We start from the raw sequence: 25,611 nt of genomic DNA, 5'->3' as shown, positions 1-25,611 counted from the left end.
ATGAACGCTGCACAAGAACGCAAAAATTTGTCACCTGGTCACAGCAATGTGACCGAGGCATCGGCGATGGATATCCCGCACGGGCCGATCTGCCGCACCGTTGCGCCGGTACTCAATCGGGTCGGCGACAAGTGGTCGATGATGATCGTCATGCTGCTTGGCGACGGGCCGAAGCGGTTCATGGAGCTGAAGCGCGCGATCGACGGCATCTCGCAGCGGATGCTGACGCTGAGCTTGCGCAATCTGGAACGCGACGGGCTGGTCAGCCGTCACGTCACGCCGACGATCCCGCCGCGCGTGGACTACGAACTAACCGAACTTGGCGAGTCGCTTCGTGAACCGGTGCAAGGACTTGGCGCCTGGGCGATGGCGCATATCGCCTGCATCCGCGCCGCGCAGGATCGCTACGACGCGGTCGAAACGGACTAAACGCCCATGATGGCCCGGGCCGTGTCATGCCACCACGGCCTGTCCCAGATGAGGTAGCTGGCGAGTGCGACCGGCAAATAGGTGACCGCGAGCACGGCATAGGCCTGGTGCAAACGCCGGTTGCGAATGATATCCCAGATGAAGAGCGGCGCGAGCGCCAGCAGCTGGTAGAGGATGATCGACAGGGGGCTGGCTGGGATCGTGTGCGGAAGCCAAGTCATGCGCGCAAACGCGGCACCAAGGGCCATTGCCGGGGCGAACATCATCATGCGCTTGTGAAAGCCGGAGTCGCGGCTTCGCGCACCGAGGCCAAGAGCAACATACAAGCCGAACAGGAGCCCGGCCTGAATCTGCAGCAACAGGATATTGTCGAGGTGAAGCAAAAGCTCTTGTAGCGGGGCGCGAGCCGGTGGCGGCGCTGCGCGGAGCCCGTCCGCGACCTGATGGTACATCGTCGGCGCGAGGATGAAGCCAACGACGACCAGGGCGAGAGCCAGAAAACCGCCGACGGGACCGATGGCACCGTGCCGGGACGTCCGACCAGTCGCCACGAGCCACGTCTGGGATAACAGGAACAGCAGATAGCTGCCCATCAACACCGCATGGGCATGAAGGATCGGCGGGAATGGCGCGCGCAGCCCGGCCTTCACCATTTGGATCTTGATAAGCGAGTCGGGGATGAAACCGACCAATACGATCAGGATGAACCAAGCCGCGGTCGCAACGAATATCCAGCGGTCGAGTCCGTGAGCCCGCGGCGTTCCCGAAAGCAGATCTTTTGGCCGATCACCGGGATGTGACTGAGTCGCGACTGTCGCCATGCGTACCCCCTCGCTTACCGACTGGCGCTGTTTACCACGCTTGCCCGGCACGCACAAAAAGAGCGCCGGCGTGAACCGGCGCTCTCCTTGTCATTATTGCCGTCCGTTAGCGGCGACGATTGATGTCAATGTCGCGAACGTAGCCGCGATAGTCGACGTCGCACTTGAACGACAGGTCGGGCTGATAACCGTATCCGGTCGCACCATAAGCGCCGTAGCCATAAGGACCATAGTTCGCCCCGCTGTTGGCAAGACCCCGCACCCGAACCATGTTGCGGCGCGGATTGACTTGGGTCACCTGCAGGACACGGCCGCCGGTTGCACGAGCACCAAGCACGGCGCCGAGGATTCCGGCGAGACCGCTCCGTGTGCTCAAGCGCTGCTGAACGGCGGCACTGCAACGCTGAGCAGCGTCAGCCGAAACATTACTGTTATTGTAGTAACCGTAGGCGTTGCCGTACGGCGCGCCGTAACTGTAACCATATTGCGCGGCAGCCGGCGCGGCAGCCATCGCTGCAGCGACAGTACCAGCGGCAAAAATCCTGGTCATTTTCGACATGATACTCTCCCAATGATCCCTGTTCTCGATGCAGCTAAAACGATTGGGACCATTGGAACGGGGCCGGCATTCGTCGCGGTTCGCGCCCGTCCCGTCGCCGGCAAGTGAACCACTTATGAATTTCGGCATCCGAAGCAGCGGCCAGGCCGCCAGTTGGTCCCAATCCCGTTAAAGGCACGCTTTGCCAGATCGTCTCAACTCGCTAGGGCCAGCAGCATGCTGAAGCCCGTTTCGCCCGACATCGCGTCCCTGAAGATCCTCGACGACCGGCTGCGCTTCCTGTCGAGCTGGACGATCCACTACGCCAACCATGTCCGCGAGTCCGCAGACGGGCTGAAGGTCGGCGGCCATCAGGCAAGCTGCGCGTCGATGACCGCTATCATGGCCGCGCTCTATTTTCACGCGCTGGGGCCAAACGACCGGGTCGCGGTGAAGCCGCACGCCGGGCCGGTGCTGCACGCGATCCACTATTTGCTCGGATCGCAGAGCCTAGAGCAATTGCAGAATTTCCGTGGTTTCGGCGGAATGCAGTCTTATCCAAGCCGGACCAAGGACAAGATTCCTGTCGATTTCTCAACCGGATCGGTCGGCCTTGGCGTGGCCGTCACTGCCTTCGCCAGCCTCGTCCAGGATTACCTCACCGCGCACGGCATGATGTCGGAAGAGGACCGCGGACGGTTCGTGGCGCTGATGGGCGATGCCGAGTTGGACGAGGGCAATATCTACGAGTGCCTGATTGAGTGCGTGAAGCACGACGTCCGCAATTGCTGGTGGATCGTCGATTATAATCGCCAGAGCCTCGATGCGACGTCGGAAGACCGCATGTTCGAGCGCTTCGACGATATCTTCCGCGCCTGCGGCTGGCGGACTGTCGAGCTTCGTTACGGAAAGACGTTGACCGCCGCGCTGGCGAAGAACCCGGCGGTCCACGACTGGCTCGACGGCCTGTCCAATGCCGACAGCGCGGCCCTGCTTTACCAAGGCGGAGCGGCGTGGCGTGCGCGCCTCGTGAGCGATCTGGGCAAAAAGGCCGACGGCTTCCTCAGGGGACGGGATGACGAGGCGCTAGGTGTCTTGATGAGCGACCTCGGCGGTCATTGCATGGAGACGTTGGTCGAGGCGTTCGACGCCGCGAAGGACGACGTACCGACCTTTTTCATTGCGTGGACGGTTAAAGGCTTCGGCCTGCCGTTCGCCGGTCACAAGGACAATCACGCGGGCCTGATGAACCCCACCCAAGCCAACGCCCTGCGCGATTCACTCGGAGTCGCCGAAGGCAGCGAGTGGGACAAGCTGGCCGGGATTGGCGGCAACGAACTTCCCGGTGTCAAGGCAGTGCTCGAGCGCACGCGCATCGCACGCGAGAAGCGCGACCGCGATTTCGGCCGTATCGCGATTCCTGTGATTCCCGCGCCGACCGGCGAGGAGCAATCGACCCAAGCCGCGTTCGGGCGAATCCTCCTCGACCTTGCCAAGGCCAAGGAGCCGATCGCCGACCGCATCGTCACCACCAGCCCGGACGTTACCGTCTCAACCAACCTCGGCGGTTTCGTGAACCAGCGCGGCCTGTTCAAGCGGCGCGAGATGAAGGATGTTTTCGCGGCTGCGAAGATTCCGTCAGCACAAAAGTGGTCGGGCCACAATCAAGGCCAGCACATCGAGCTGGGCATCGCCGAATCCAACCTGTTCCTAATGCTGGCCGCGCTCGGCCTTTCCGGCGATCTTTTCGGCCAGCGGCTGGTGCCGATCGGGACGCTGTACGACCCGTTTATCGCCCGCGGCCTCGATAGCCTCAATTACGCCTGCTACCAGGATGCGCGCTTCCTGCTGGTCGCAACGCCAAGCGGCGTCACGCTCGGGCCGGAAGGCGGGGCGCACCAGTCGATCAATCCGCCGTTGATCGCGCTCGGCCAGCCCGGTCTTCGCCATTACGAGCCGTCCTATGCCGACGAGCTTGCGGCGATGATGGAGGAAGCCTTCCGCCTGATCGACGACCCGGCCGGCGAGTCGACTTACCTGCGCTTGTCGACACGGTCGGTCATGCAAGTCGCACGCACAGACGACAGTTGGAAGGATGGTGCTCTGAACGGCGCCTATTGGCTTCGAAAACCTGCGGAAGGCGCCGAGGCGGCGATCGTCGCCATGGGCGCGCTGATGCCCGAGGCGCTGGCCGCTTGGGAGGAACTGAGCACCGACATCCCCGGCCTCGGCTTGCTCAGCGTCACCTCGCCCGACCTCCTCCATCGCGGCTGGACCGCAGCGCAGGCGAAGCGCTGGCAGGGCGGACGCGAGCCAAGCCATATCGAGACCTTGCTGTCGCAGCTTCGGCCGGGCGCAGGTCTGGTCACCTTGTGCGATGCCGCACCCGCCTCCCTGTCCTGGCTCGGCGGCGTGCTCGGCCAGCGGGTCGCGCCGCTAGGTGTCGAGAAATTCGGCCAGAGCGGCTCGCTTCCCGACCTCTATGCCGCCTACCGCCTCGACGGCGCGGCGATAACCGAAGCGGTTGCCGAGCTTCTGCTGCCTGCCTAGGGTCGCGACATGGCCGGACGATTTTTCGACGAGTGGCAGGTCGGCGATGTCATCGCCCACGCCATCACCCGCACGGTAACCGAGACCGACAATCTCCTCATCTCGACGCTGACTCACAATCCGCAGCCGCTCCACCTCGATCATGAAGCGGCCAAGCACACGGAGTTCGGCAAGCCGCTCGTGAACAGCTGCTTCACGTTCAGCCTGGCGGTGGGGATTTCCGTCGGCGACACGACGCTTGGAACTTTGGTCGCCAACCTCGGCTTTGACGAGGTCAAATTTCCGAAGCCAGTCTTCATTGGCGACACGCTACGGATTGAGAGTGAAGTCGTCGCGCTTCGGGAAAGCGGTTCGCGCCCCAATGCCGGAATCGTCACCTGGGAGCATCGTGCGATCAATCAGCGCGGCGAGACGGTCTGCACCTTCAAACGCTCGGCGCTCTTATTGAAGAGGCCGGCATGAGCGCGGCCCCGCCCCCACGCAGCTGGCTGTTCGTTCCCGCCGACAGCGACAAGAAGGTCATGAAGGCGCTCGACAGCGACGCCGACGCGATCATCTTCGACTTGGAGGACAGCGTCGCGCCCGACCAGAAGGCAGCGGCCCGCGATATCCTGAAGAACCTTCCGAGCCGTTCCGGCGGGCCGCAGTGGTGGGTGCGGATCAACCCGCTGCGCAGCGACGATCATCGAAAAGACCTCGACATCATCGGCAAGGCCGACGTCCACGGCATCGTCCTGCCCAAGACGGAAACCGGCGGCGACTTGGTCGAACTCGCCCACCGCACCGGCAACATTCCGATCCACGCGATTGTCACGGAGACGCCGGCGAGCCTGTTTGGGCTGCTCAGTTATCGCGATCCCAAATCATCGCTGGTGGCGATGAGCTGGGGCGCCGAGGATTTGTCGGCGGCGCTCGGGGCATCGAGCAAATACGATGCCGATGGGTCGCTGAGCTTCACCTACCGAATGGCGCGATCCTTGTGCCTGGCAGGCGCGGTCGCAGCCGGGGTTCAGCCGGTCGACGGCGTGTTCGCCGACTTACGCGACGAAGCGGGCCTGGTCGCCGAGGCATCTGCCGCCGCCCGCGAAGGCTTCACCGGCAAGCTGGCGATCCACCCGGCCCAGGTTGCCCCGATCAATGCGGCTTTCACCCCGTCGAAGGAAGACGTCGCGCACGCCGAAGCGATTGTCGCCGCGTTCGAGGCACAGCCCGGCGCTGGCGTGCTGTCCGTTGGCGGGAAAATGGTCGATTTGCCTCATCTCACCCAGGCGAGGCGCGTATTGGAGCGTGCAACACGATAGGAGGCTGACATGGCGACGACGGTGCAACCGGAGGTGACGACGAGCGTGGGACCGACGACCGCCAAGGGCTGGGGCACCGACGCCCCCGACCAGCCCCTGCGGCCGATGGAGTTCGAGCGCCGCGCGCTGCGGCCTGACGACGTCGCCATAAAGATCACCTACGCCGGGATTTGCCACAGCGACCTGCACACGGCGCGCAACGACTGGGGCGGAACCCAATATCCGACCATCCCCGGCCACGAGATTGTCGGCAAGGTCACGGCAGTCGGTAGCGAGGTCACCCGCCACCGTGTCGGCGACACTGTGGCCGTCGGCTGCATGGTCGACAGCTGCATGGCCTGCGACCAGTGCCTGGAAGGCTGGGAAGTATTCTGCCGCGAAGGCTGCACGCAGACGTACAACAGCCCGGATCGTCACACGCGCGAGATCACCAAGGGCGGCTACACCGACCATATCGTCGTTCGCGACCATTTCGTCCTGAAGGTCCCGGAAGGAATGGACGAGTCGAGGGTTGCACCGTTGCTGTGCGCCGGCATCACGACCTACTCCCCTCTCCGCCAATATGATGTCGGTCCGAGGACCAAGATGGCGGTCGTCGGGCTCGGCGGGCTTGGACACATGGGTGTCAAGCTGGGGGCGGCCATGGGCGCCCACGTGACGATGATCACGACGACGCCGGAAAAGGGCGAGGACGCCCGCAAGCTCGGCGCGAGCGACGTCATCGTCTCGACCGACGCGGAGCAGATGCGCGCCGCCGCCACCCGCTTCGACTTCATCCTCAATACCATCCCGGTGAGTCACGAAATCGACGGATACCTGAACCTGCTCGGCCGGTCCGGCCGGATGGTCATCGTCGGAGCGCTGACGCCAATGCCGGGATTCACGGGCTTCCAGCTGATCTGGTGGAACCGTGCCGTTGGCGGTTCGGCGATCGGCGGCATTCCCGAAACCCAGGAAATGCTCGATTTCTGCGCGGCCAAGGACATCTATCCCGATGTCGAGTTCATCCGCATGGACGAGGTCAATGAGGCTTATGAGCGGCTGTTGAAGAACGACGTCCGCTACCGCTTCGTCATCGACATGGCGAAAGGGCTCTAACGGCGCTTGCCTCTCCTCGCTGCGCGGCTAGGGTTCGCCACGCAAGGGGAGGAAGTTTGCGGATGTCCGAAGCGAAGATGACGGCAGACGGCACGGTCGCCAACGAACGGGCCAAGCCGTGGTCGATGACACGCGTGGTGACTGCCTCGTCTGCTGGCACCGCCTTCGAATGGTATGACTTCTTCATCTTCGGGTCGCTGACACCGGTCATTGCCAAGGTGTTCCTGGCTGGCCTCGATCCGACCGGAGCACTGGTCGCGGCATTGGCGCTGTTCGCCGTCGGCTTTGCCTTCCGGCCGCTGGGTGCGATCATCTTCGGTGCGATGGGCGACCGCGTTGGCCGCAAGGCAACTTTCCTGACAACCGTCAGCCTGATGGGCGGCGCAACCTTCGCGATCGGCCTGCTTCCGACCTACGCGCAAGCCGGCATCGTCGCACCGATCCTGTTGATTTTCCTGCGCATCTGCCAAGGCACCGCTCTTGGCGGCGAATATGGCGGAGCGGCAATCTACGTCGCCGAACATGCTGACAACGACAAGCGGGGCGCCGCGACCGGATGGATCCAGTCGTCGGCCTCCTTCGGCCTGCTTGCGGCGCTGCTGGTGATTTTCGCGACGCGCACGGCGCTGGGGGAAGATGCGTTCAACGCCTGGGGCTGGCGCATTCCCTTTCTCGTCTCGATCTTCCTGCTGGCAATCTCGGTGTGGATGCGGGTCAAGTTGAGCGAAAGCCCGGAGTTCGCCAAGCTGAAGGAAGAAGGCGCCACGACCAAGGCGCCGCTGCGCGAATCCTTCGCCACCCGCGACAGCTTGCGGCGCGTGGCAATCGCTTTTTTCGGGATCATGTGCGCGCAAGGCGCCGTCTGGTACTTCGCTTTCTTCTACATGCAGGTGTTCCTGGAAAAATCGCTCGGCGTGCCGGGCGCAACCAAGGACATGCTGCTGATCGTCATGACCCTAGCGAGTGCGCCACTTTACGTCTTTTTCGGATGGCTCAGCGACCGCGTTGGCAGGAAACCGGTGATGCTGGGCGGGATGCTGCTGGCGCTATTGCTCTATTTCCCCGGCTCGCACCTTATCGCCAAGGCGGCCAACCCGGCGCTTGTCGCGGCGCAGGAACGGACCCCGGTCCTGGTGGAAACCGATCCTGCAACCTGCTCTTCTCAGTTCGACCCGACCGGAACGGCCAAGTTCACCAGCGCCTGCGACATCGCCAAGAGCACGCTCATCGCGCGCGGCATTGCTTACGACACGCGGCCATCGGCCGACCGGCGGACGCGGGTCCATGCCGGCGAGCAGATCGTGCCGATCGGCGGTGGCGAGAACGCAGCGGACCTGAAAGCGCACAAGGCGGAAATCGCGACGGCCGTGAATGGCGCCCTGGAAGCCGTCGGTTATCCGAAGTCAGCCGATCCCAAGGCGATCCACTACCCGCTGCTGCTCACGATACTGTTGCTGTTCGTCGTCGCCGCGACCGCCTTGTACGGACCGCAGGCCGCGGCGCTGGTCGAGATGTTTCCGACCCGGATCCGCTATACGGCGATGAGCTTGCCCTATCACGTCGGGACAGGCTGGGTTGGCGGATTCCTTCCCGTCACCAGCTTCGCGATCGTCGCGATGACCGGCGATATCTACGCGGGGCTTTGGTACGCCGTCGCCTTTACGGCAATCTCAGCCGTGGTGACGATCTTCTTCCTCAAGGAAACGCACGGCAAGCCGCTGGACGAGTGCTAGCTCAGGCGGCCCAATGAATGTCGATCGGCTGCTCGGCCTCGGCCAGAACCCGGCCGATCGGCAGTTTCGATGAGTGACCGTCCTCGATTGCCTGCTCGAGCAGTTCCTTCTTCTCAGCGCCGGTGACCGTGATGAGGACCGTCCGCGCCGAGAGGATGGCTGATCGGGTCAAGGTGACCCGAGCAACCGGCGCTTCTGGCGGCAGCGGATCGGGCATCACGCCGATAGCGTGGCGGCCCTTGGGCGAATCGAGAGCTTCTTCCAGGTCCGGGCCCGGGAAGATCGAAGCGGTGTGGCCGTCGCTGCCGACGCCCAGCCAGGCGAGATCGAGCGGGAACTTGAGCTCGGAAAGCTTGGCGTTCGCTGAGTTGCCGGCCAGCTTGTAGTCGGCAATGTCGCTCGTGATCGGGAAGACCCGGGCGCCCGTCGGCAGGAAGGCCTGGGCGATTGCGCGGATGTTCGACCTTTCGTCGGTCAGCGGCACGAGCCGGTCGTCGGTCGGGATGATCGTGACCTTCTTCCAGTTGAGCTTGGCCTTTGCCAACTCCTGGTAGATCGGCAGCGGGGTCTTGCCGCCAGGGACCGCAATCAGTGCCTCGCCGCGCGCATCGAGTGCGCTCTCGATAATGAAACCGATGTCGCCGGCGACGGCCTGAGCCATCTCCTCCGAGCTGTCATAATCCCACCATTCGGCTTCGATCATCGTCGCGTCCAATCCGTTGTTACCGCGGCGGCCTTTGCCCATAGGCGGCCCAATCCGCAACCCGCTGGCCGCTGCGATTGACGCCGGGAAAATAACGAAGCCGGGACTGCGCAGTGGCGCAGACTGCGGCGTCGAGGTTCGGATCTCCCGTTCCCTGATCGACGATGCACTGGATGATCCGGCCTTCAGAGTCGACCCGGAAGCGCATAAAGACCCCGCGGCCGCGCGGCCACCGATCCAGCAGTTCATTCGGAAAATCGCGGCCGGACAGCGGACGAGTCGCCAGGCGGGTCCGAACAGTCGCGAGCCCGTCGCCACCGCCACCGGGCCCGCTGCCGGACCCGCCTGCACCAGTTCCGGTCCCCTGCCCGCCTGCGCCTGTGCCGGGCCCAGGCACCGGCGCCGCGCCCTGGGTTGGTTCGCTCCCGGTATTCGGGGTCGGCGATACCGGCATTGGCGGCGGCACGGGAAGCTGGATGCGCGGCTGCGGTTCGGGAATCGGGGTCGCCTTGCTCTGAATATTAGGTGGCGACGCCTCGCCCTCTTCCTCCGGCGCTGCCTGAAGCTCGACCTTCGGCTCCTCGATCGGTGGCGGCGGCGGCTCGCTGGCGATGTCGATCAGCTGAGTGAGGTCGTCACGGCTTACGATGTCGATTGCGCCCGAAAGATTCAGCATCGCGAAGACCAGCCCGACGTGAATCACCGCCACCAGCAGGAGGCTGGCCATCCGGTCCCGGGGCTTGAGCGAGGGTCGATACATTTGCGTATCGAACGAAGCGCGGTCTCCGTGGTTGCCGAACATTGCGCGGAAAGTCGGGAAAATCGCGACTTCCGTTCGGCGCACGCCGGAGGCGGACTGGCCCGCTTATCCACCGAAAAGAAATGCGATTCATTGACTCTGGTTAACTTTCATTAAACAATGGTCGGCGGTCCATAGAGGGGGAACTCAATGACCACCGCAACTCTCCAGAATCGCAAGTTTCTTGCCACCGGCGCCATTGTGGTCGCCGTTGCAGTAGCCGCGTACGGCATCGGCCGCATCTATCCGCCGCTCGGTCCTAGCGAAGGAACGATCGCGCCCGCCGAACGGCATGTCGAATCTCAAGTCGGCGCCGGCGACGTCACGCTCGGCGATACGTCGGTCCCGCAGCTGATGCAGACCGATGCGTTCGAAGTGATGGTCAAGGACGCGAACTTCCGCGCCCTCGCCCGCGACGCGAACTTCCAGGCGCTGGCCCGCAATCCGCAGGCAATGGCCGCCATGGCTGCCAATCCGCAAGCTTTTGCGGCCCTAGCCAAGGATCCGCAGGCTTTCGCCCAGATGGCACGTAATGCGGAGGCCATGTCGGCTGCTGCGCGCGCCGCCCAGGGACGAAATGCCGAAGCTTTCGCGGCGATGGCGCAGCACGCCAATGCTTTTAATGCACTGGCCCAGCACCCGCAGGCGTTCGCGGCGATGGCGCGCGATCCGCAGGCATTCGCAGCTTACGCGAAGGACGCCAATGCTTTTGCCGCAGCGGCTCGCAACCCGGCAGGGATCGCGGCGATGGCTCGTGACGCCAATGCGTTCCAGGCGTTGGCCCGGGACGCGCAGGCGATGCAGGCGTTGGCGCGTGACGCCCAGGCATTCGATGCCATGGCCCGCAATGCCGACGCCTTCCAGGCGCTGGCGCGCAATGCCGAGGCGCTGAGCGCGGCGGCAAGGTCCGCACAAGCGTTCAACGCCCAGGCGCGTAACGCCGATGCGTTCAATGCCCAGGCGGCGGCGGCAATGGCGCAGCATGCCAATGCCTTCAACGCGCTTGCTCTCCAGCCGCAGGCTTTCGCCGCAGCGGCCCAGCATCCGCAGGCATTCGCGGCGATGGCCCGTCATCCGCAGGCCTTCGCGGCAATGGCGCGCAACCCGCAGGCTTTCGCCTCTTACGCCCGTGATGCCAATGCCTTCGCGGCTGCGGCACGCAATCCCGCCGGGATCGCGGCAATGGCCCGTGACGCCAACGCCTTCCAGGCATTGGCCCGGGACGCGCAGGCGATGCAGGCCTTGGCACGCGATGCGCAAGCCTTCCAGGCGATGGCGCGCAATGCCAATGCCTTTCAGGCCCTTGCCTCCGACGCCAGTGCCTTCCAGGCGGCAATGAACGCGCAAGCGCTCAACGCCATGGCGCGTAACGCTCAGGCGTTCCAGGCGATGGCGCGCAATGCCAATGCCCTGGCGGCGTCGGCCCGTGCGGCGCAGGCGTTCAATGCGCAGGCAGGCGCGGCGCAAATGGCAGCCCAGGGCCGCCTCGATGCTCAGGCGATGGCCGCGATGGCCCAGCATCCGCAGGCCTTTGCAGCAATGGCCGCGAACCCGCAGGCGTTCCAGGCACTGGCCCGCAACCCGGCGGCGCTGGCGACATTTGCCCGCAATGCCGAGGCGTTCCAGGCGCTTGGCCGGAACCCGAACTTCCAGGCGCTGGCGATGAACGCAAGCTTCGCTGCCGCTCTGCAAAGTCCCGGGTTCGCCCAGGCGATGAGGGCTGAGTAAGTCGTTCGGCCGGATGGCCGGCAAAGGGGGGCGATGAACGGGATAGGACGGCCTGTCCGTCTATTCAGCAGGGGGTGCGTGGCCGCGCTGTTTATCAGCGCGGCCACAACCGCATTCGCGCAACAGGCGCCGGAACCGGAAGAGGCGCAGGAAGCCACCACCAAAGTCGAAGAGCCGATCGCCGAGCCGGAGTCCCCTCCGGAAGACGAAAAACCAAGAGAGATCGAGCATGTCCCGGCGGAGGGATCGGCCTCCGGCCTCGACCTCTCGACGCTCGAGACGAAGAATTTCTCACTGCTCTATTTCGATCCCGTCCAGACGTACCTGACGCCCTATCTTGGCCGTTCGGTCGAAAATGCCCTCTCCTTCCACAAGCGAATCTTCGATTGGGAGCCGTGGGACCGGACCAACATCCTGCTCAAGGATTTCGGCGACTACGGCAACGCCGCTGCCCGCTCGTCGCCGAACAATGCCGTCCTGTTCGACGTTGCCCCGCTGTCGCAATCTTATGAGACGTTCACTCCGGGCGAGCGCTTCTTCACGCTGACCAACCATGAGCTTGCGCACGTCGCAACGATGGACGTTTGGAACAAGCGCGATGCCTTCTGGCGCCGGTTCCTCAGGGGCAAGCCGATGCCCATTCAGGAGCATCCGGAATCGATCCTGTGGAATTACCTTTCGACCCCGCGCAACGCCGTTCCGCGCTGGTATCTCGAAGGGTCCGCGGTGTTTTTCGAAACCTGGATGGCCGGTGGCCTTGGCCGCGGACAGGGCGCCTTCGACGAAATGGTCTTCCGCGCCAAGGTTCGTGACAACGACAAATTCTATTCGCCACTGGGCCTGGAATCCGAAGGAACCAAGGTCGACTTCCAGGTCGGGGTCAACGACTACCTTTATGGCACACGCTTCTTCTCCTGGCTCGCGTTGACCTATGGCCCGGACAAGGTCGTGCAGTGGCTGAGTCGGAGCGAGGATAGCAAGCGCTACTACGCTGCCCAGTTCCGCCACGTCTTCGGGCGCAAGATGGACGAGGCCTGGGACGACTGGATCGCCTGGGAAAAGGAATTCCAGCGCGCCAGCCTGGAGAAGCTGAAGACCTATCCGCTGACGGAAGTGACCCATTTGAGCCCGCGTGGCCTTGGCAGCATCAGCCGCGGCTACGTCGATACCAAGACCAACCGGCTGGTCGCGGCTTTCCGCTATCCGGGCGAGATCGGGTTCATCGGCACGATGGACCTTGCCACGGGCGAGCTCAGAAAGCTTCGTGAAATCAAGGGCATGATGCTCTATAAGGTGACCAGTCTCGCCTTCGACGAGCAGGACCGCAAAGCCTATTACACCGAAGACAATTACGCTTTCCGCGACCTGATCGAAATCGATGTCGATACGGGCAAGTCGAAGCTTCTGCTTCGCGACGCGCGGATCGGCGACCTCGTTCTCAATCCCGCCGACCGGTCGATCTGGGGCATACGCCACCAGAACGGCTTTGCGACCATCAGCCGAATCCCGACGCCCTATGCCGGCTTCAACCAGGTCTTCACCTTCGAATATGGCCAGACCCCGTTCGACCTCGACATCTCGCCGGACGGAAGCCTGGTCGCGGCGAGCTTCGGTGAAATCGACGGCAACCAGTCGGTTCGCGTGTGGACCACCGAAAGCATGATGGCCGGCGCGCCCGAAGAAGTCGCGCGGCTGAACCTTCCACCCTCTACGCCTGAGAGCTTCGTCTTCACGCCCGACGGCAAGAGGCTCGTCGGGACGAGCTATTATACCGGCGTTTCCAACGTCTTCGTTTTCGACATCGCGACCCAGAAATACGAAGTCGTAACCAATGCGGAGACGGGGTTCTTCCGGCCGGTCGAGCAGCCGGATGGAAGCTTGCTGGTCTATGAGTTCGCTGGCGACGGCCTGACCCCGTCGCGGATCGTGCCGCAAAAGCGCGACGACCTCGCGACCGTCCAGTTCCTTGGAACGAAAGTCATCAAGGCCCATCCTGAGCTGAAAAGCTGGGGCGTCGGCTCGCCAGCCAAGATTCCGCTCGACGAACTCGTCACTGAGCGGGGAAAGTACAAGGCCATCGACCGGATGAAGCTGGCTGCATCCTATCCGATCGTCGAAGGATACCAGGGTCAGATCTCGCCGGGCTATTTCGTTCTTTTCGAAGATCCAATGCAGTTCAGCCAGCTGAGCGCGACGATCAGCTACTCGCCGTGGGGCGACTTGCCGAACAAGGACCGGCTGCACGTCAACCTGAAATACAAGTCGCTCGATTGGACTGTGAACTACTGGCACAACGGTGCCGATTTCTACGACCTGTTTGGACCCATCGAGCGGAGCCGGCGCGGCGACGCTTTCGTCGTCGGATACAACAAGACCCTCATCTATGACCCGCCGCGCCAGCTCAATGTTTTCGGAACCGGCGCAGTCTATCTCGGCCTCGAGCAATTGCCTGGCGCGCAGAATATCGCCAGCCCGAGCAATATCGTCTCCTTCGAAGGCGGCGTAAAATATGAGAATACGCGCAAATCGCTTGGCGGCGTCGACCACGAAAAAGGCATTGCCTGGCGCACGATCGGAAGCGTCGACATGGCGCTCGGCGACACTTTCCCCAAGCTTTACGGCGGGCTGGATTACGGCCTGCCGCTGCCATGGTCGAACAGTTCGATATGGGCCTATGTTAGTGCCGGTCTGGCCGGCGGCCCGAAGGACAGCTCGCTTGGCAGCTTCTACTTCGGCTCGTTCCGAAACAACTACGTCGATAACCGCCCCGAGAAACGATATCGCGAGATGGAAGCCTTCCCCGGCTTCGAGATCGACCAGATCTCGGCGCGCAAGTTCGCCAAACTGACCGGCGAGATCAACCTGCCGCCGATCCGCTTTGCAGAAGTCGGAACGCCTTCCATCTATGTCAGCCACGTCCGCCCGGCATTCTTCGCCGGTGCGATGGTCGCCGCCGATGCGGACGGGAAGACCAACCATTATGCCAATGTCGGGGGCCAGCTCGACCTGGCTTTCACCGTAGCGCTCAGACTGCCGATGGTCTTCTCGATCGGCGCTGCCGCGGGCTTTGCCAACGGCGACTATGAGAAGACCGAATTCCTGACCTCTCTCAAGATCCTCTAGGCGCCGCGATGTCCCTCGAATTCCTAAACTGGTCGCTCGCCCTGGTCCCCGTGCTGGCGATGCTTGCGATGTTCGTCTGGCTTGACGTCTTCAAGCTCATGACCCTGTGGGAGATGCTGGGGCTGCTGGTACTTGGTGGAATCACGGCCGGCCTCGCCTACCCGGTCAGCGGCGTCTTCATCGACCAATTGCCGATCGGCTATTCGAACTACAGTCGTTTTGCCGCGCCGTGGATCGAGGAGACTATCAAGGCGCTGGCGTTGGTGCTGCTGTTTCGGATGAACCGCATCGGCTTCAAGCTCGACGCCGTCATCTCCGGCTTTGCGATCGGCGCTGGATTTTCGGTGATCGAGAATATCCTTTATCTTTTCCGATTCCCCGACCTCGCTCCGTCGACGTGGATGGTGCGCGGGCTGGGAACCGCGGTGATGCATGGAACCACGGTCGCGATCGTCGCAGCGATCGCCCACGAACTATCCGAACGCGAAACACGCGAGGCCGCGTCCGACTTCGACTTCAATCTCCTGTGGTATGTGCCGGGCCTGCTCATCGCAGTAGTGCTGCACACGGCATTCAACCAGTTTCCCGACGAGCCGCTTTACGCGATGATCGGAACCCTGGCCGCCGCGCCATTTGTCCTGATGGCCCTGTTCAAATTCGGTGCTCAGGAGGCCCAGCACTGGCTGACGGAGGAGAGTGCGATCCACCGCCAGGCACTCGAGGCTTGGCAATCCGGAGGCTATCCCGACGACGCCAGTGGCCGGCGGATCGCTGCTCTCGTCGCCCGGTCCGATGCGGCGACGGGAAAGATGATCCGCGATTACTGCGAGAACATGACCGCGCTGGTGCTTGCCGCGGAGCTCGCACTTCACAAGCAGGCGAATGAAGGTGAGCGCGTGGAGATCGACGCCGGTGAAACCATCCGAAAAGTCGAAGCCGCCAAACAGGCGATGGGCCGGGCGACTTTCGCCGCCCTTCGGCCGCTGCTTCCATTCAGCCGCAACGATTATTGGGAAGTGTCAGAGCTCGAGGAGCGGCTGACTCGCTAAATCTCAGTCTGCGATGCGGTGGCGGAAGGTAACGTTCACCCGCTTCGAAAGCAGCAGGTACGGTAGCCAGATGGCGATGCTGATCAACACCTTCCAGACGTTGCCGGTCAGCAGCCCCTGCAGGGCGTGGGCGACCTTCTCGGGCAATCCAGGCTCCGCAGCGACCATCCGCGCCGTAAGCCCCTGAAGAGCGAGATCCAGGACCCAGATACCTGCAAGCAGACGGGGAAACGACGGAACGCGGCGAAGGGCGGCGACGAACGCGACAGAATAGAGGCTGGTCATCAGCACAACGTCGAGCGTCATCATCGTCCGAAGAATGGTGAGCCATGCAGGAACCGATCCGGCCATAGCCGGGGTAGCGGCCAGATATTCCATCGCACGGATCGGAATATTGAGGAGCATGCCGATCAACAGCGAAACCATAAAACCATCGGTGCCGAATAGCGGATGGCGTTGGGCCTCGGCGGCGCTAACGTCCCGCCAGCGGCCGACGCGGGCAAGGCGAACCGCGGGCTGAGCCATTTCATGCCCGTTCGCGAACCAGCGAAGCGCAAGCCAGAACGAAAAGGCCGGAGCGAAGATAAGGAGCGCATAGGGCGCGATGATCGCAAGCTCGGAGCCCGAGGGGGCAGAAGGGCTTGTCGCAATCCGAAGCGCGGAGCCAAGACCGGCAATCACCAGCCAGGATTGCACGATGCGATCGAGATTCTGCTCGATCGACTGCCGCAATGCGATTGCCCTGCCACGGGCCTTGAGTGATATGGTCTTGATCATCGGGGTCGATCAGCCTTCAATGCGCGTTCTTCGCTGACCTCGTCCTACCCCAGTGCCGCTTTCCAACCGGTAAAGGCCGCGACACCATATTTTGTTCCGAAATGGGACGTTTCCTGGCCACGGGTTCAGGGACTCGCGGGCCGTACAGGCGTGATCCGCCACACTGTATTCGAAAGATCGTCAGCGACGATCAGTGCGCCGCGAGGGTCGACGGTCACCCCGACTGGGCGCCCGCGCGCCTTGCCGTCCTTGCGAAAGCCGTCAACGAAGGGAACCGGCTGACCGGCCGGGCGACCGCCGCGAAACGGGATAAAGACGACCTGGTAGCCGACCACGTCATTTCGGTTCCAGCTTCCATGCTCGCCGACGAATACACCGTCAGCGAATGCGCCGCCCATTGCGGGAACCGAAAATGACAGGCCCAGGGGCGCCCGGTGGGAGCCAATGCTGTAATCCGGACGTACTGCTGACGCGACCTTCTGCGGATCCTGCGGCCTCACCCTGGGGTCCGCATTCGGTCCCCAGTACGCATAAGGCCAGCCGTAAAATGCGCCGGGCTGGACCGACGTGATATAATCCGGAACGAGATTCGGGCCCAACTCATCGCGCTCGTTGACCGCTGCCCAGATCGTGCCCGTGAACGGCTGTGTTGCCAGAGCGCTGGGGTTACGTAGCCCACTCGCGTAGGTCTTGTGCATTCCGGTCACGGGATCGACCTGCCAGATTACGGCGCGATCCTGCTCGGCGACCATTCCCCGTTCGGTGATGTTGCTGTTCGAGCCGATTCCCACGAACAGGTAACGGCCGTCGAGGCTTGCCGTCATCGCCTTGGTCCAGTGGTGATTGACCGCGGACGGGAGGTCGGCAATCTTGACCGGCGGGCCGCTCGCGGATGTCTGGCCGTTGCGATAATCGAAACGGACGATGCTGTCCTGATTGGCGACGTAGATCGCGCCATCCAGATACGCCAGGCCATAGGGCGCGTTGAGTTTGTCCGCGAATATGCCGCGCGCTTCGTAGCGGCCGTCGCCGTTGGCATCGCGGAGGATCGTCAGCCGGTCGCCGCCTTTGACGGACGTCACCCCCCTTTTCTTGATCAGTCCGGCAATGAGGTCCTTCGGGCGTAGCATCGGCGCTGGCTTCGCCTTGCCCTCCGCGATTAGAATGTCGCCGTTGGGAAGGACTAACGTCTGTCTCGGCACCTTGAGATCGGTGGCTATGGCTTCGATCCGGTAACCTTGAGGGACGGCGGGTTTGTCGGAACCCCAGCCTGTCGGCCTGGTGATCTCCATGTTCGGAAGAAGTCCCCGCTGCATTTTTGGCAGGTCCGGGTTCGGGCCGTATTGCGCGGGATCCGGATCGCCGCCGCATGCCGCCACGCAACAGGCCAGCATCAAGGTTACGAGACGGCGCATCAGCCTCTCCCCCATGAGCGTCGGCCGGAAAAGCCGAGCCAGCTGCTGGCCAGTGCGAGGATGGACCCGATGACCGATAGGATCAGGCCCGCCGGCATGGTCGCATAGGCATCCCGGGCATGGGTAAGCGCGTTGAGGAAGTTCACAACGACGGTTGCCGCCAACAGCAGGACGAACAATTTGCCAGGGCCGCGGCGCAAGAGCAGGCCCAGCAGCGCCCACAGCAATGCCGGAACGGCAAACACGAGCGAGCCCGCAATCAGCCAGTCGGCAAAATTGAGCCACTGAATCTGGTAGGTCGTCGAATAGGCCCAGTCGCCGAGCATTGTGCCGGCGGTAAGCGGAAACAATCCACCAACGAGAATTGAAAAAAGCGGGTTGAGAGTCGCCGAGGGAGGCGACTCATCAAGTTCCGTCACGAACGCTGCCCTTCTGTGTCGGCCATAGTTGTTGAACGCCGCAGGCGGTCAACGGTTGCCCCTGAGAGGCGCCGAGACTCAGGGTTTCCCCGATTATCGATCGCGCAATTCCGGCACAGTAAGTGGGCGAAGATATAGGGAGACCGCAATGCGCCGATTCATCTCCGCATCTCTTGGGGCCTTGGCGCTTGTTTCGGCCGCACCGCTGTCGGCCGCCAAGCCGCCGGATACCTGGGATGGACTTCACAAGGTTCAGGCCAAAGGCCGCACGTTGGTCTTTCTGCTGCCGGGCGCGGACTTCCGCGGATATTCAAAAGTCATGATTGCTCCGCCAGAGATCGCCTTCTCCAAGGACTGGCAGCGCAACTTGCGTGGGCTTGATCGTCTTAACGACAGGGAAGTCCAGCAGGTGCGCGAAAACGCCAGCAAGCTGCTCAGCGAAAGCCTGGCGAAAGCCTATACCAAGGCGGGCTATCAGGTAGTCGGCCAACCGGGTGCTGACGTCCTGCTTGTGCGACCTGGCCTCGCCAACCTGCAATTCGTTGTTCCGCAGCAGTCCGCCCGCTCGTTCACCATTTCCGAAGATGCGGGCGAAGCGACGCTCGTCCTGGAAGTGCGGGATTCGGTTGCCGGCTCGCTGCTTGGCCGTGCTCTGGATACCGAAGTCGCCGGAGGCGGCATGCCGGTTATCCGCAACGAATCGTCGCTTCGCGCGGATTTCGAATATCTGTTCGATGACTGGGCGCGAAGGATCGCAGCAGGACTGGACAGGCTGAAGGCAAACTCCCCGATCGATACGAACGGCCGGCCCCTTCGGTAAGAAGTCTCCCGCTTGGCGGCTGCGCCAGAAGCTGCTTGATGGGCGGGTGGAGAAAATCTGGAACTTCGCGATCGACCGTGGCGGCACGTTCACCGATGTCATTGCCTGGACCGATGGCGGCGATTTCCGAACGCTGAAGCTGCTTTCAGACAATCCCGGACAATATGACGACGCCGCGATCGAAGCCGTCCGCAGGATCCTGGCTGAAGATCCGGACGCCGCGCTCGGCGTCGTCAGGATGGGCACCACGGTGGCGACGAATGCGCTGCTGGAACGCAAGGGCGCTCGCACGGCGCTCGCGATCACCCGCGGCATCGGAGACGCGCTGCGGATCGGCTACCAGGCGCGCCCTCACATATTTGCCCGGCATATCATCCTTCCCGAGCAACCTTACGAAGCGGTGGCGGAGATCGACGAGCGAATTGCCGCTAATGGCGAGACCGTGGCGCCGATTGACGAAAAGTCGGTACGGGATTCGCTTCAGACGCTTCGCGACGACGGGTTCGAGGCGCTGGCTATCGTCTTGATGCACGGCTGGAAATTTCCCGACCATGAGCGCCGGGTCGCGGTTATCGCGAAGGAAATCGGCTTTCCGCAAATATCGGTCAGCCATGAAGTCGCGCCTTTGATCAAGCTCGTTGGGCGCGGCGACACGACGGTGGTCGATGCCTATTTGTCGCCGATACTTCGTCGCTACATCGACAAGGTCGCGGGCGGCATCGGAAGCAAAACCAGCCTGCGATTCATGCAGTCCAACGGCGGCCTTGCCGACGCACAAGCCTTTCGCGGCAAGGACGCCATCCTGTCCGGCCCCGCTGGCGGCGTGGTCGGCATGGTCCAATCCGCCTTAGGCCTGTCCGAAGGCCGGCTGATCGGATTCGACATGGGGGCACCTCCACCGACGTGTCGCATTACGCGGGGCAACTTGAACTTACGGACGAAAGCGTCGTCGCCGGCGTTCGAATCCGCGCGCCGATGATGCAGATCCACACGGTCGCCGCGGGAGGCGGTTCGATCTGCCGCTTCGACGGGATGCGCTTCCGCGTGGGCCCCGAGTCCGCCGGCGCCAATCCGGGTCCGGCCTGTTACCGCAACGGCGGTCCTCTGACCGTCACCGACTGCAACCTGTTCCTTGGCCGGGTCGTGCCGGGACGCTTTCCCGCGGTGTTCGGCCCAAGCGGCGACCAGCCGCTGGACCCGGAAGTGTCCCGCGCTCGCCTGGAAGAAGTCCAGCGCGATGTCCAGAAAGCGCTTGGACGCGACATGAGCCTGTCCGAAATTGCCGAGGGTTTCCTGGTCATCGCCAACGACATGATGGCCAACGCCATCCGCAAGATATCCGTCGCACGCGGCTATGATGTGACACGCTACACGCTCGCCTGCTTCGGCGGCGCGGGCGGACAGCACGCCTGCCGGATCGCCGATGCTCTCGGCATCGGTCACATCCTCGTCCACCCGCTGGCCAGCCTGCTCTCCGCTTATGGCATTGGCCTGGCGCCCGTGAAGGCGATCCGCGAGGCCGGCGTGCTGAAGCCGCTGTCGGCGCCATTCAGCGAAGCCTTGCGCGAACTCGAAGTCGCCGCCACGGCAGCGCTGGAAGAACAGGGTATACCCACCGAACGCATCACGCTGCTTCGCCGGGCGCGCCTCAGGATGCCGGGAAGCGATACCAGCCTCGAGCTCGAAATCTCCGATTCGGACGACATGCGAACGCGCTTCTTCGCTCTTCACAAGCAGCGCTTCGGCTATGCTGACGATGACGAACCGGTCCTCGACGCTCTGATCGTCGAAGCGATCGCGGGCGGCGGCAAGGACATCCGTTTTCAAAATCCTGCCGGACAAGGCGCAACGCCTCAGCAGGTCGGGGATTGGCCGGTTTACGACCGATTGGATATCGCCCCGGACCAACAGGTCGATGGTCCCGCTTTGATCGCCGATCCGCTGTCGGTGATCGTCGTAGAGCAGGGCTGGCGCGCCGAGCAGGCAGCTGACGGCACGATCGCGCTCAGCCGTTCAAGCCCGATCAAGCGAATGCACGCCGCCGGTACCGAGGTCGACCCAGTCACGCTGGAGATTTTCAATAACCTGTTCATGGCCATCGCCGAGGAAATGGGCGTCACGCTCCAGTCGACCGCCACGTCGGTGAACATCAAGGAGCGGCTCGACTTCTCCTGCGCCATCTTCGACTCGCATGGCGCGCTGATCGCCAACGCCCCGCATATTCCCGTCCACCTGGGCTCGATGGGCGAGAGTATCCGGACGATCATCGAGAGCCGTGGCGATGGCCGCGACGGCCGCGGAATCCGCCGCGGCGATGCCTATGTGCTCAACGATCCCTATCGCGGCGGCACGCATCTTCCCGACATCACGGTGATCGTCCCGATCTTCTATTCGGAAGAGGGCGACGCGCCGTCGGCGTTCGTCGCGGCGCGCGGGCACCATGCCGACATTGGCGGAATCGCCCCCGGGTCGATGCCGCCAGACAGCCGCACGATCACCGAGGAAGGGGTGCTGATCGACAACGAACTGCTGGTCAACGAAGGCCGGTTCCTGGAAGGCGAAATGCGCACCCTCCTTTCGAGCGGGGATTGGCCGGCCCGCAACCCGGACCGCAATCTCTCCGACTTGAAGGCGCAGCTCGCAGCCTGCGTCCGTGGCCGCGAGGTCCTGACAGAGACGGCGCGCGAGTATGGCGCGGACGTCGTCGCAGCCTACATGGGGCACGTGATTGCGAATGCCGAGGAGTCCGTGCGGCGCCTTCTCGACCGGCTCGACGATGGTCAATTCACTTACGGCATGGACAACGGCGCCCACGTGTCCGTGGCGATAACCATTGACCGCGCAAGCCGAAGTGCGACCTTCGATTTCACCGGCACCAGCGCCCAGCTGCCGGATAATTTCAATGCGCCTTTCTCAATCGTCCGCGCGGCATCGCTGTACGTGCTGCGGACTTTGATCGACGATCCCATCCCGATGAACGACGGCTGCCTCAAACCGGTGACCATCCGAGTGCCCGAAGCGAGCATGCTTTCGCCGCGCTTTCCAGCAGCAGTCGTTGCCGGAAATGTCGAGACTAGCCAGGTAGTGACCGACGCCCTGTTCGCAGCGACCGGCCGACTTGCGCCGAGCCAGGGCACAATGAACAACTTCACGTTCGGCAACGCTTCGCACCAATATTACGAAACCATCGCCGGCGGTTCGGGAGCAGGGCCGGACCATGACGGGACGAGCGCAGTCCAGACCCACATGACCAACAGCCGGCTGACCGATCCGGAAGTGCTGGAAACGCGGTTACCGGTGCGGGTGGAGCGGTTCGCGATCCGCCGCGGCTCCGGCGGCGACGGCTTCCATCGCGGCGGGGACGGCGTCGTCCGCGAAATCCGCTTCCTGGAACCGATGCGCGCAAACATCCTTGCCAATCGCCGCGCGGTTCCGCCGGCCGGGCTGGCAGGCGGCGGCGACGCCCTGCCCGGCCGCAACTGGGTGGAGCGCGTTGGCGGAAACAAAGAGATGCTTGGTGCGACCGGCGCCGTGGAGATGCAGCCTGGCGACCTGTTCGTCATCGAGACGCCGGGTGGCGGCGGCTATGGAGTGAAAGCATGAATTATTGGCCGCTGCTTGGAATCCTGCTGGTCGTCGTCGGCTTTGCCTTGCGAATGAATCCGATGCTGGTGGTCACGGCCTCGGCGATCGTCACCGGACTGCTTGGAGGGATGGATTTTGTCGAGGTCATCAGGACCTTCGGCAGAGCGTTCAACGACAACCGCATCATCGCCATCGTCTGGATCGTGCTGCCGGTGATCGGCCTGCTCGAGCGGCACGGGCTGCAGCAACGGGCGGCCGCGCTGATCCGGAGTTTCAAAAACGCGACGACCGGGCGGCTGCTGATCCTCTATCTCATTTACCGGCAGATCACCGCTGCGATCGGGCTGCATTCCACTGCCGGCCATCCGCAGACGGTTCGTCCGCTGGTCGCGCCGATGGCGCTTGCGGCGGCTGAAAAGCAGCATGGCCGACTGGAAGAAGAAACGGCTGAAAAGGTGAAGGCCTACTCAGCCGCGACCGACAATGTCGGCCTGTTCTTCGGCGAGGACATCTTCTTCGCCATCGGTTCGATCGTTCTCATCCAGCAGGTGCTGGCGACATACGGCTACAATCTTGCACCGCTCCAACTCGCAGTTTGGGCGATCCCGACGGCGATCTGTGCCTTCCTGATCCACGGATTCCGACTGCTGCGCCTCGATCGAAAACTCGCAAGATTGCCGGAGGCGGGCCGATGATCACGCTGACCTGGCTCTACGCGCTTGCGGGAGCGATGTTCGCGGCCTTCGCGCTGCTCAGCCTGAGCGACAAGTCCAACGCCAAGCGGCTGGGCAACGCCGCCTTCTGGGGGCTGATGGCCTTGAGCCTGCTCGGCGGTGATTTGATAGGCGATTTCGGCAACGGCTTGCTCGTACTCGGTCTTGCAGGACTGGCGGGATTCGGATTCATCGGTCGGAGTAGCCCCCCAACAACGAGCGATGCGGAACGCCAGGCCTGGTCGGACCGGCTCGGCAACCGCTTGTTCCTGCCTGCGCTAATCATCCCCGCGACCGCCTTATTGGGAACGCTCATCTACAATTACACGCCGGTTGGCGCCCTTGGCTGGATCGAGGACAAGCGCGAAACCTACGTCTTCCTCGGCCTCGGCGTCCTGCTCGCCATCGCCACGCTCTACGTCTGGCTTCGTCCCCCGGCGATCGCGCCGCTTCAGGAAGGTCGGCGACTGATCGACGCCATCGGCTGGGCGGCGGTCTTGCCTCAGATGCTCGCAGCGCTCGGCGTGCTGTTTGCCGCCGCCGGTGTTGGCACGATCATCGGCGACATGACTCAGGCGGTCATCCCGGAGGGCAGCGTCTTCCTTACCGTCCTTTTCTTTGCAGTCGGCATGGCGGCGTTCACGATGATCATGGGCAATGCGTTCGCGGCCTTCCCGGTTATGACGGCGGCGATCGGCGTTCCGTTGCTGATCCAAGGTTATGGCGGTGACCCCGCGGTAGTCGGAGCAGTCGGCATGCTGGCCGGATTTTGCGGGACGCTGATGACCCCGATGGCGGCCAACTTCAACATCGTCCCGGCGGCTTTGCTCGACCTCAAGGATCAATATGGCGTCATCCGCGCGCAGATCCCCACTGCGCTTCCCCTGCTCGCGGTGAACATCCTCATAATTTACTGGGCGGCATTCCGATGAAGCTTGACCAACGCATTGCCTCGCAGTTTGCACGAATAGCGCTAGGGCATGTCACCAAGGATTATCCCCACAAGCTGGACCATGTGCTTGCTGGCGACGAGGACCTGCTGCCGCCGCGCGTACTCCACCCGATGTTCTTCGGAAGTTTCGACTGGCACAGCTGCGTTCACGGCTGGTGGACTCTGCTGACCCTGAGGCGCCAGTTCCCGCACATCTTCGAGGCGAAGGCCATCGCCGAGCTAGCCGACCAGACGTTCGTGCCCGGCAAGGTGGCGACGGAGCTGGCCTACCTTCAGCGGCCTTCATCGACGGGTTTCGAACGGCCCTATGGCTGGGGTTGGCTGCTCCACCTCCACCTCGAAGCGGTTCGGCACGAAGACCGGATGTGGGGATTGGAGCTCGAGCCGCTTGCGCGCGCGTTAGCCGAGCGCCTGCATGGCTATCTCGCCAAGCTGACCTACCCGATCCGCGTCGGGACGCATTTCAATACGAGCTTCGCGCTGATCCTGGCGCTGGAATGGGCGGACAAGTTCGACCCATCGCTGGCGCGGGCCATTCGCTTGTGGGCGATTGAGAAGTTCTGCGGCGACCGCGATTGCCAGGCTTGGGAACCGGGCGGCGACGAATTCCTCTCGACGGCGCTGACCGAGGCGCTGTGCATGTCCCGGGTGCTTCCTGACGAGGAGTTCGCGACCTGGTTCCGTGGTTTCCTGCCGCGCATCGCCGACCGTGAACCAGCGACGCTTTTCGTACCAGCCAGCGTCAGCGACAGGAGCGACGGCAAGATCGCCCATCTCGATGGCCTTAACCTCAGCCGAGCGTGGGCCTGGCGAAGCCTCGGCTCAAAGCTTTCCGGCGGCGAGGCGGCCGTTGCGCGTGAGGCGGCCGATCGCCATCTCGACGCTGCTCTGCCCCATGTCAGCGGCGACTATATGGGCGAGCATTGGCTCGCGAGCTTCGCCCTGCTCGCGCTCATGGCCTGAGCCCGAGAGCGAAAGTCGCCACAACAGCTTGCGCCAACGGTTCATACACTCGTCGATCCGAAATGCCGGTTTATCCGGTGGGCGAACGCTTGAAG

20 protein-coding genes and 1 pseudogene are annotated in these 25,611 nt (G+C 63.3%); 14 read left to right on the top strand and 7 right to left on the bottom strand.

Translation table 11 applies throughout. The annotated features are described in order from the left end of the window. Complete coding sequence (locus tag G7076_RS01480; RefSeq protein WP_166199797.1) at nt 1-429, top strand: helix-turn-helix domain-containing protein; 429 nt, start codon at nt 1-3, stop codon at nt 427-429. Here the strand turns inward: G7076_RS01480 and G7076_RS01475 are convergent. Together G7076_RS01475 and G7076_RS01470 are read right to left on the bottom strand one after the other, a co-directional pair. After that, nucleotides 426-1,250, bottom strand: coding sequence for a hypothetical protein (locus G7076_RS01475; RefSeq protein WP_206367556.1), 825 nt, complete (start codon nt 1,248-1,250; stop codon nt 426-428). The two genes, G7076_RS01480 and G7076_RS01475, sit on opposite strands and share 4 nt — an antisense overlap. Nucleotides 1,251-1,356: 106 nt before the next feature. Next, on the bottom strand, nt 1,357-1,809 hold the full coding sequence (locus tag G7076_RS01470) for a hypothetical protein (RefSeq protein ID WP_166199795.1): 453 nt from the start codon (nt 1,807-1,809) through the stop codon (nt 1,357-1,359). 216 nt (nt 1,810-2,025) lie between these two features. Between G7076_RS01470 and G7076_RS01465 the strand changes: the two genes are divergently transcribed. From G7076_RS01465 to G7076_RS01445, 5 genes are all read left to right on the top strand, one after another. Next, nucleotides 2,026-4,338, top strand: a complete 2,313-nt coding sequence (locus tag G7076_RS01465) for a transketolase (protein WP_166199793.1) — start codon at nt 2,026-2,028, stop codon at nt 4,336-4,338. 9 nt (nt 4,339-4,347) lie between these two features. Then, nucleotides 4,348-4,800 carry a MaoC family dehydratase gene (locus tag G7076_RS01460; RefSeq protein ID WP_166199791.1) on the top strand — a complete coding sequence of 151 codons (453 nt, stop codon included), beginning with the start codon at nt 4,348-4,350 and terminating at the stop codon, nt 4,798-4,800. After that, nucleotides 4,797-5,639, top strand: coding sequence for a CoA ester lyase (locus G7076_RS01455; protein ID WP_166199789.1), 843 nt, complete (start codon nt 4,797-4,799; stop codon nt 5,637-5,639). The genes G7076_RS01460 and G7076_RS01455 overlap by 4 nt, the downstream gene beginning before the upstream one ends. 9 nt (nt 5,640-5,648) lie before the next feature. Further along, the gene (locus G7076_RS01450; protein ID WP_166199787.1) at nt 5,649-6,737 is read left to right on the top strand and encodes an NAD(P)-dependent alcohol dehydrogenase; all 1,089 of its coding nucleotides are present in this window, start codon (nt 5,649-5,651) and stop codon (nt 6,735-6,737) included. Between the two features lie 62 nt (nt 6,738-6,799). Continuing rightward, complete coding sequence (locus G7076_RS01445; RefSeq protein ID WP_240913829.1) at nt 6,800-8,470, top strand: MFS transporter; 1,671 nt, start codon at nt 6,800-6,802, stop codon at nt 8,468-8,470. Between the two features lies 1 nt (nt 8,471). Here G7076_RS01445 and pgl read toward each other — a convergent pair whose 3' ends face one another. Further along, a complete protein-coding gene (pgl, locus tag G7076_RS01440; RefSeq protein ID WP_166199785.1) occupies nt 8,472-9,173 on the bottom strand; it encodes a 6-phosphogluconolactonase in 702 nt (233 codons plus the stop codon). A gap of 19 nt (nt 9,174-9,192) precedes the next feature. Continuing rightward, the gene (locus tag G7076_RS01435; RefSeq protein ID WP_166199783.1) at nt 9,193-10,017 is read right to left on the bottom strand and encodes an energy transducer TonB; all 825 of its coding nucleotides are present in this window, start codon (nt 10,015-10,017) and stop codon (nt 9,193-9,195) included. Between the two features lie 105 nt (nt 10,018-10,122). On the opposite strand from G7076_RS01435, the gene G7076_RS01430 reads away from it, so the two are divergent. The 3 genes from G7076_RS01430 to G7076_RS01420 all read left to right on the top strand — a co-directional run bounded on the left by G7076_RS01430 (nt 10,123) and on the right by G7076_RS01420 (nt 15,872). Beyond that, the gene (locus G7076_RS01430) at nt 10,123-11,700 is read left to right on the top strand and encodes a hypothetical protein (protein ID WP_166199781.1); all 1,578 of its coding nucleotides are present in this window, start codon (nt 10,123-10,125) and stop codon (nt 11,698-11,700) included. 78 nt (nt 11,701-11,778) lie between these two features. Further along, nucleotides 11,779-14,823 (top strand): hypothetical protein, encoded by a 3,045-nt coding sequence (locus G7076_RS01425; RefSeq protein ID WP_166199779.1) that lies wholly within the window; start codon nt 11,779-11,781, stop codon nt 14,821-14,823. Between the two features lie 8 nt (nt 14,824-14,831). Then, nucleotides 14,832-15,872: a PrsW family glutamic-type intramembrane protease gene (locus G7076_RS01420; protein ID WP_166199777.1), complete on the top strand. Its 1,041-nt coding sequence runs from the start codon at nt 14,832-14,834 to the stop codon at nt 15,870-15,872. A 3-nt stretch (nt 15,873-15,875) separates the two neighbouring features. On the opposite strand, the gene G7076_RS01415 is transcribed toward G7076_RS01420, so the two are convergent. From G7076_RS01415 to G7076_RS01405, 3 genes are all read right to left on the bottom strand, one after another. Then, nucleotides 15,876-16,649: a DUF2569 family protein gene (locus tag G7076_RS01415; protein WP_166199775.1), complete on the bottom strand. Its 774-nt coding sequence runs from the start codon at nt 16,647-16,649 to the stop codon at nt 15,876-15,878. 125 nt (nt 16,650-16,774) lie between these two features. Further along, nucleotides 16,775-18,064, bottom strand: coding sequence for a sorbosone dehydrogenase family protein (locus tag G7076_RS01410; protein ID WP_166199773.1), 1,290 nt, complete (start codon nt 18,062-18,064; stop codon nt 16,775-16,777). Then, nucleotides 18,064-18,483 (bottom strand): hypothetical protein, encoded by a 420-nt coding sequence (locus G7076_RS01405; protein ID WP_166199771.1) that lies wholly within the window; start codon nt 18,481-18,483, stop codon nt 18,064-18,066. The genes G7076_RS01410 and G7076_RS01405 overlap by 1 nt, the downstream gene beginning before the upstream one ends. Nucleotides 18,484-18,631: 148 nt before the next feature. Between G7076_RS01405 and G7076_RS01400 the strand changes: the two genes are divergently transcribed. The 5 genes and pseudogenes from G7076_RS01400 (at nt 18,632) to G7076_RS01380 (ending at nt 25,516) form a co-directional block, all read left to right on the top strand. Beyond that, nucleotides 18,632-19,303 carry a DUF3313 family protein gene (locus G7076_RS01400; RefSeq protein WP_166199769.1) on the top strand — a complete coding sequence of 224 codons (672 nt, stop codon included), beginning with the start codon at nt 18,632-18,634 and terminating at the stop codon, nt 19,301-19,303. Nucleotides 19,304-19,349: 46 nt separating this feature from the next. Continuing rightward, nucleotides 19,350-22,906 (top strand): annotated as a pseudogene (locus G7076_RS01395) (hydantoinase B/oxoprolinase family protein). After that, the gene (locus G7076_RS01390; RefSeq protein ID WP_166199767.1) at nt 22,903-23,583 is read left to right on the top strand and encodes a DUF969 domain-containing protein; all 681 of its coding nucleotides are present in this window, start codon (nt 22,903-22,905) and stop codon (nt 23,581-23,583) included. Before G7076_RS01395 ends, G7076_RS01390 begins: the two are co-directional and overlap by 4 nt. After that, a complete protein-coding gene (locus tag G7076_RS01385; RefSeq protein WP_166199765.1) occupies nt 23,580-24,533 on the top strand; it encodes a DUF979 domain-containing protein in 954 nt (317 codons plus the stop codon). Before G7076_RS01390 ends, G7076_RS01385 begins: the two co-directional genes overlap by 4 nt. Next, a complete protein-coding gene (locus tag G7076_RS01380) occupies nt 24,530-25,516 on the top strand; it encodes a DUF2891 domain-containing protein (RefSeq protein ID WP_166199762.1) in 987 nt (328 codons plus the stop codon). The genes G7076_RS01385 and G7076_RS01380 overlap by 4 nt, the downstream gene beginning before the upstream one ends. Nucleotides 25,517-25,611 lie beyond the last annotated feature (95 nt).

This window comes from Sphingomonas sp. HDW15A (assembly GCF_011301715.1).
Taxonomy (GTDB): Bacteria; Pseudomonadota; Alphaproteobacteria; order Sphingomonadales; family Sphingomonadaceae; genus Sphingomicrobium.
This window is presented reverse-complemented; position numbering and strand designations above follow the sequence as displayed.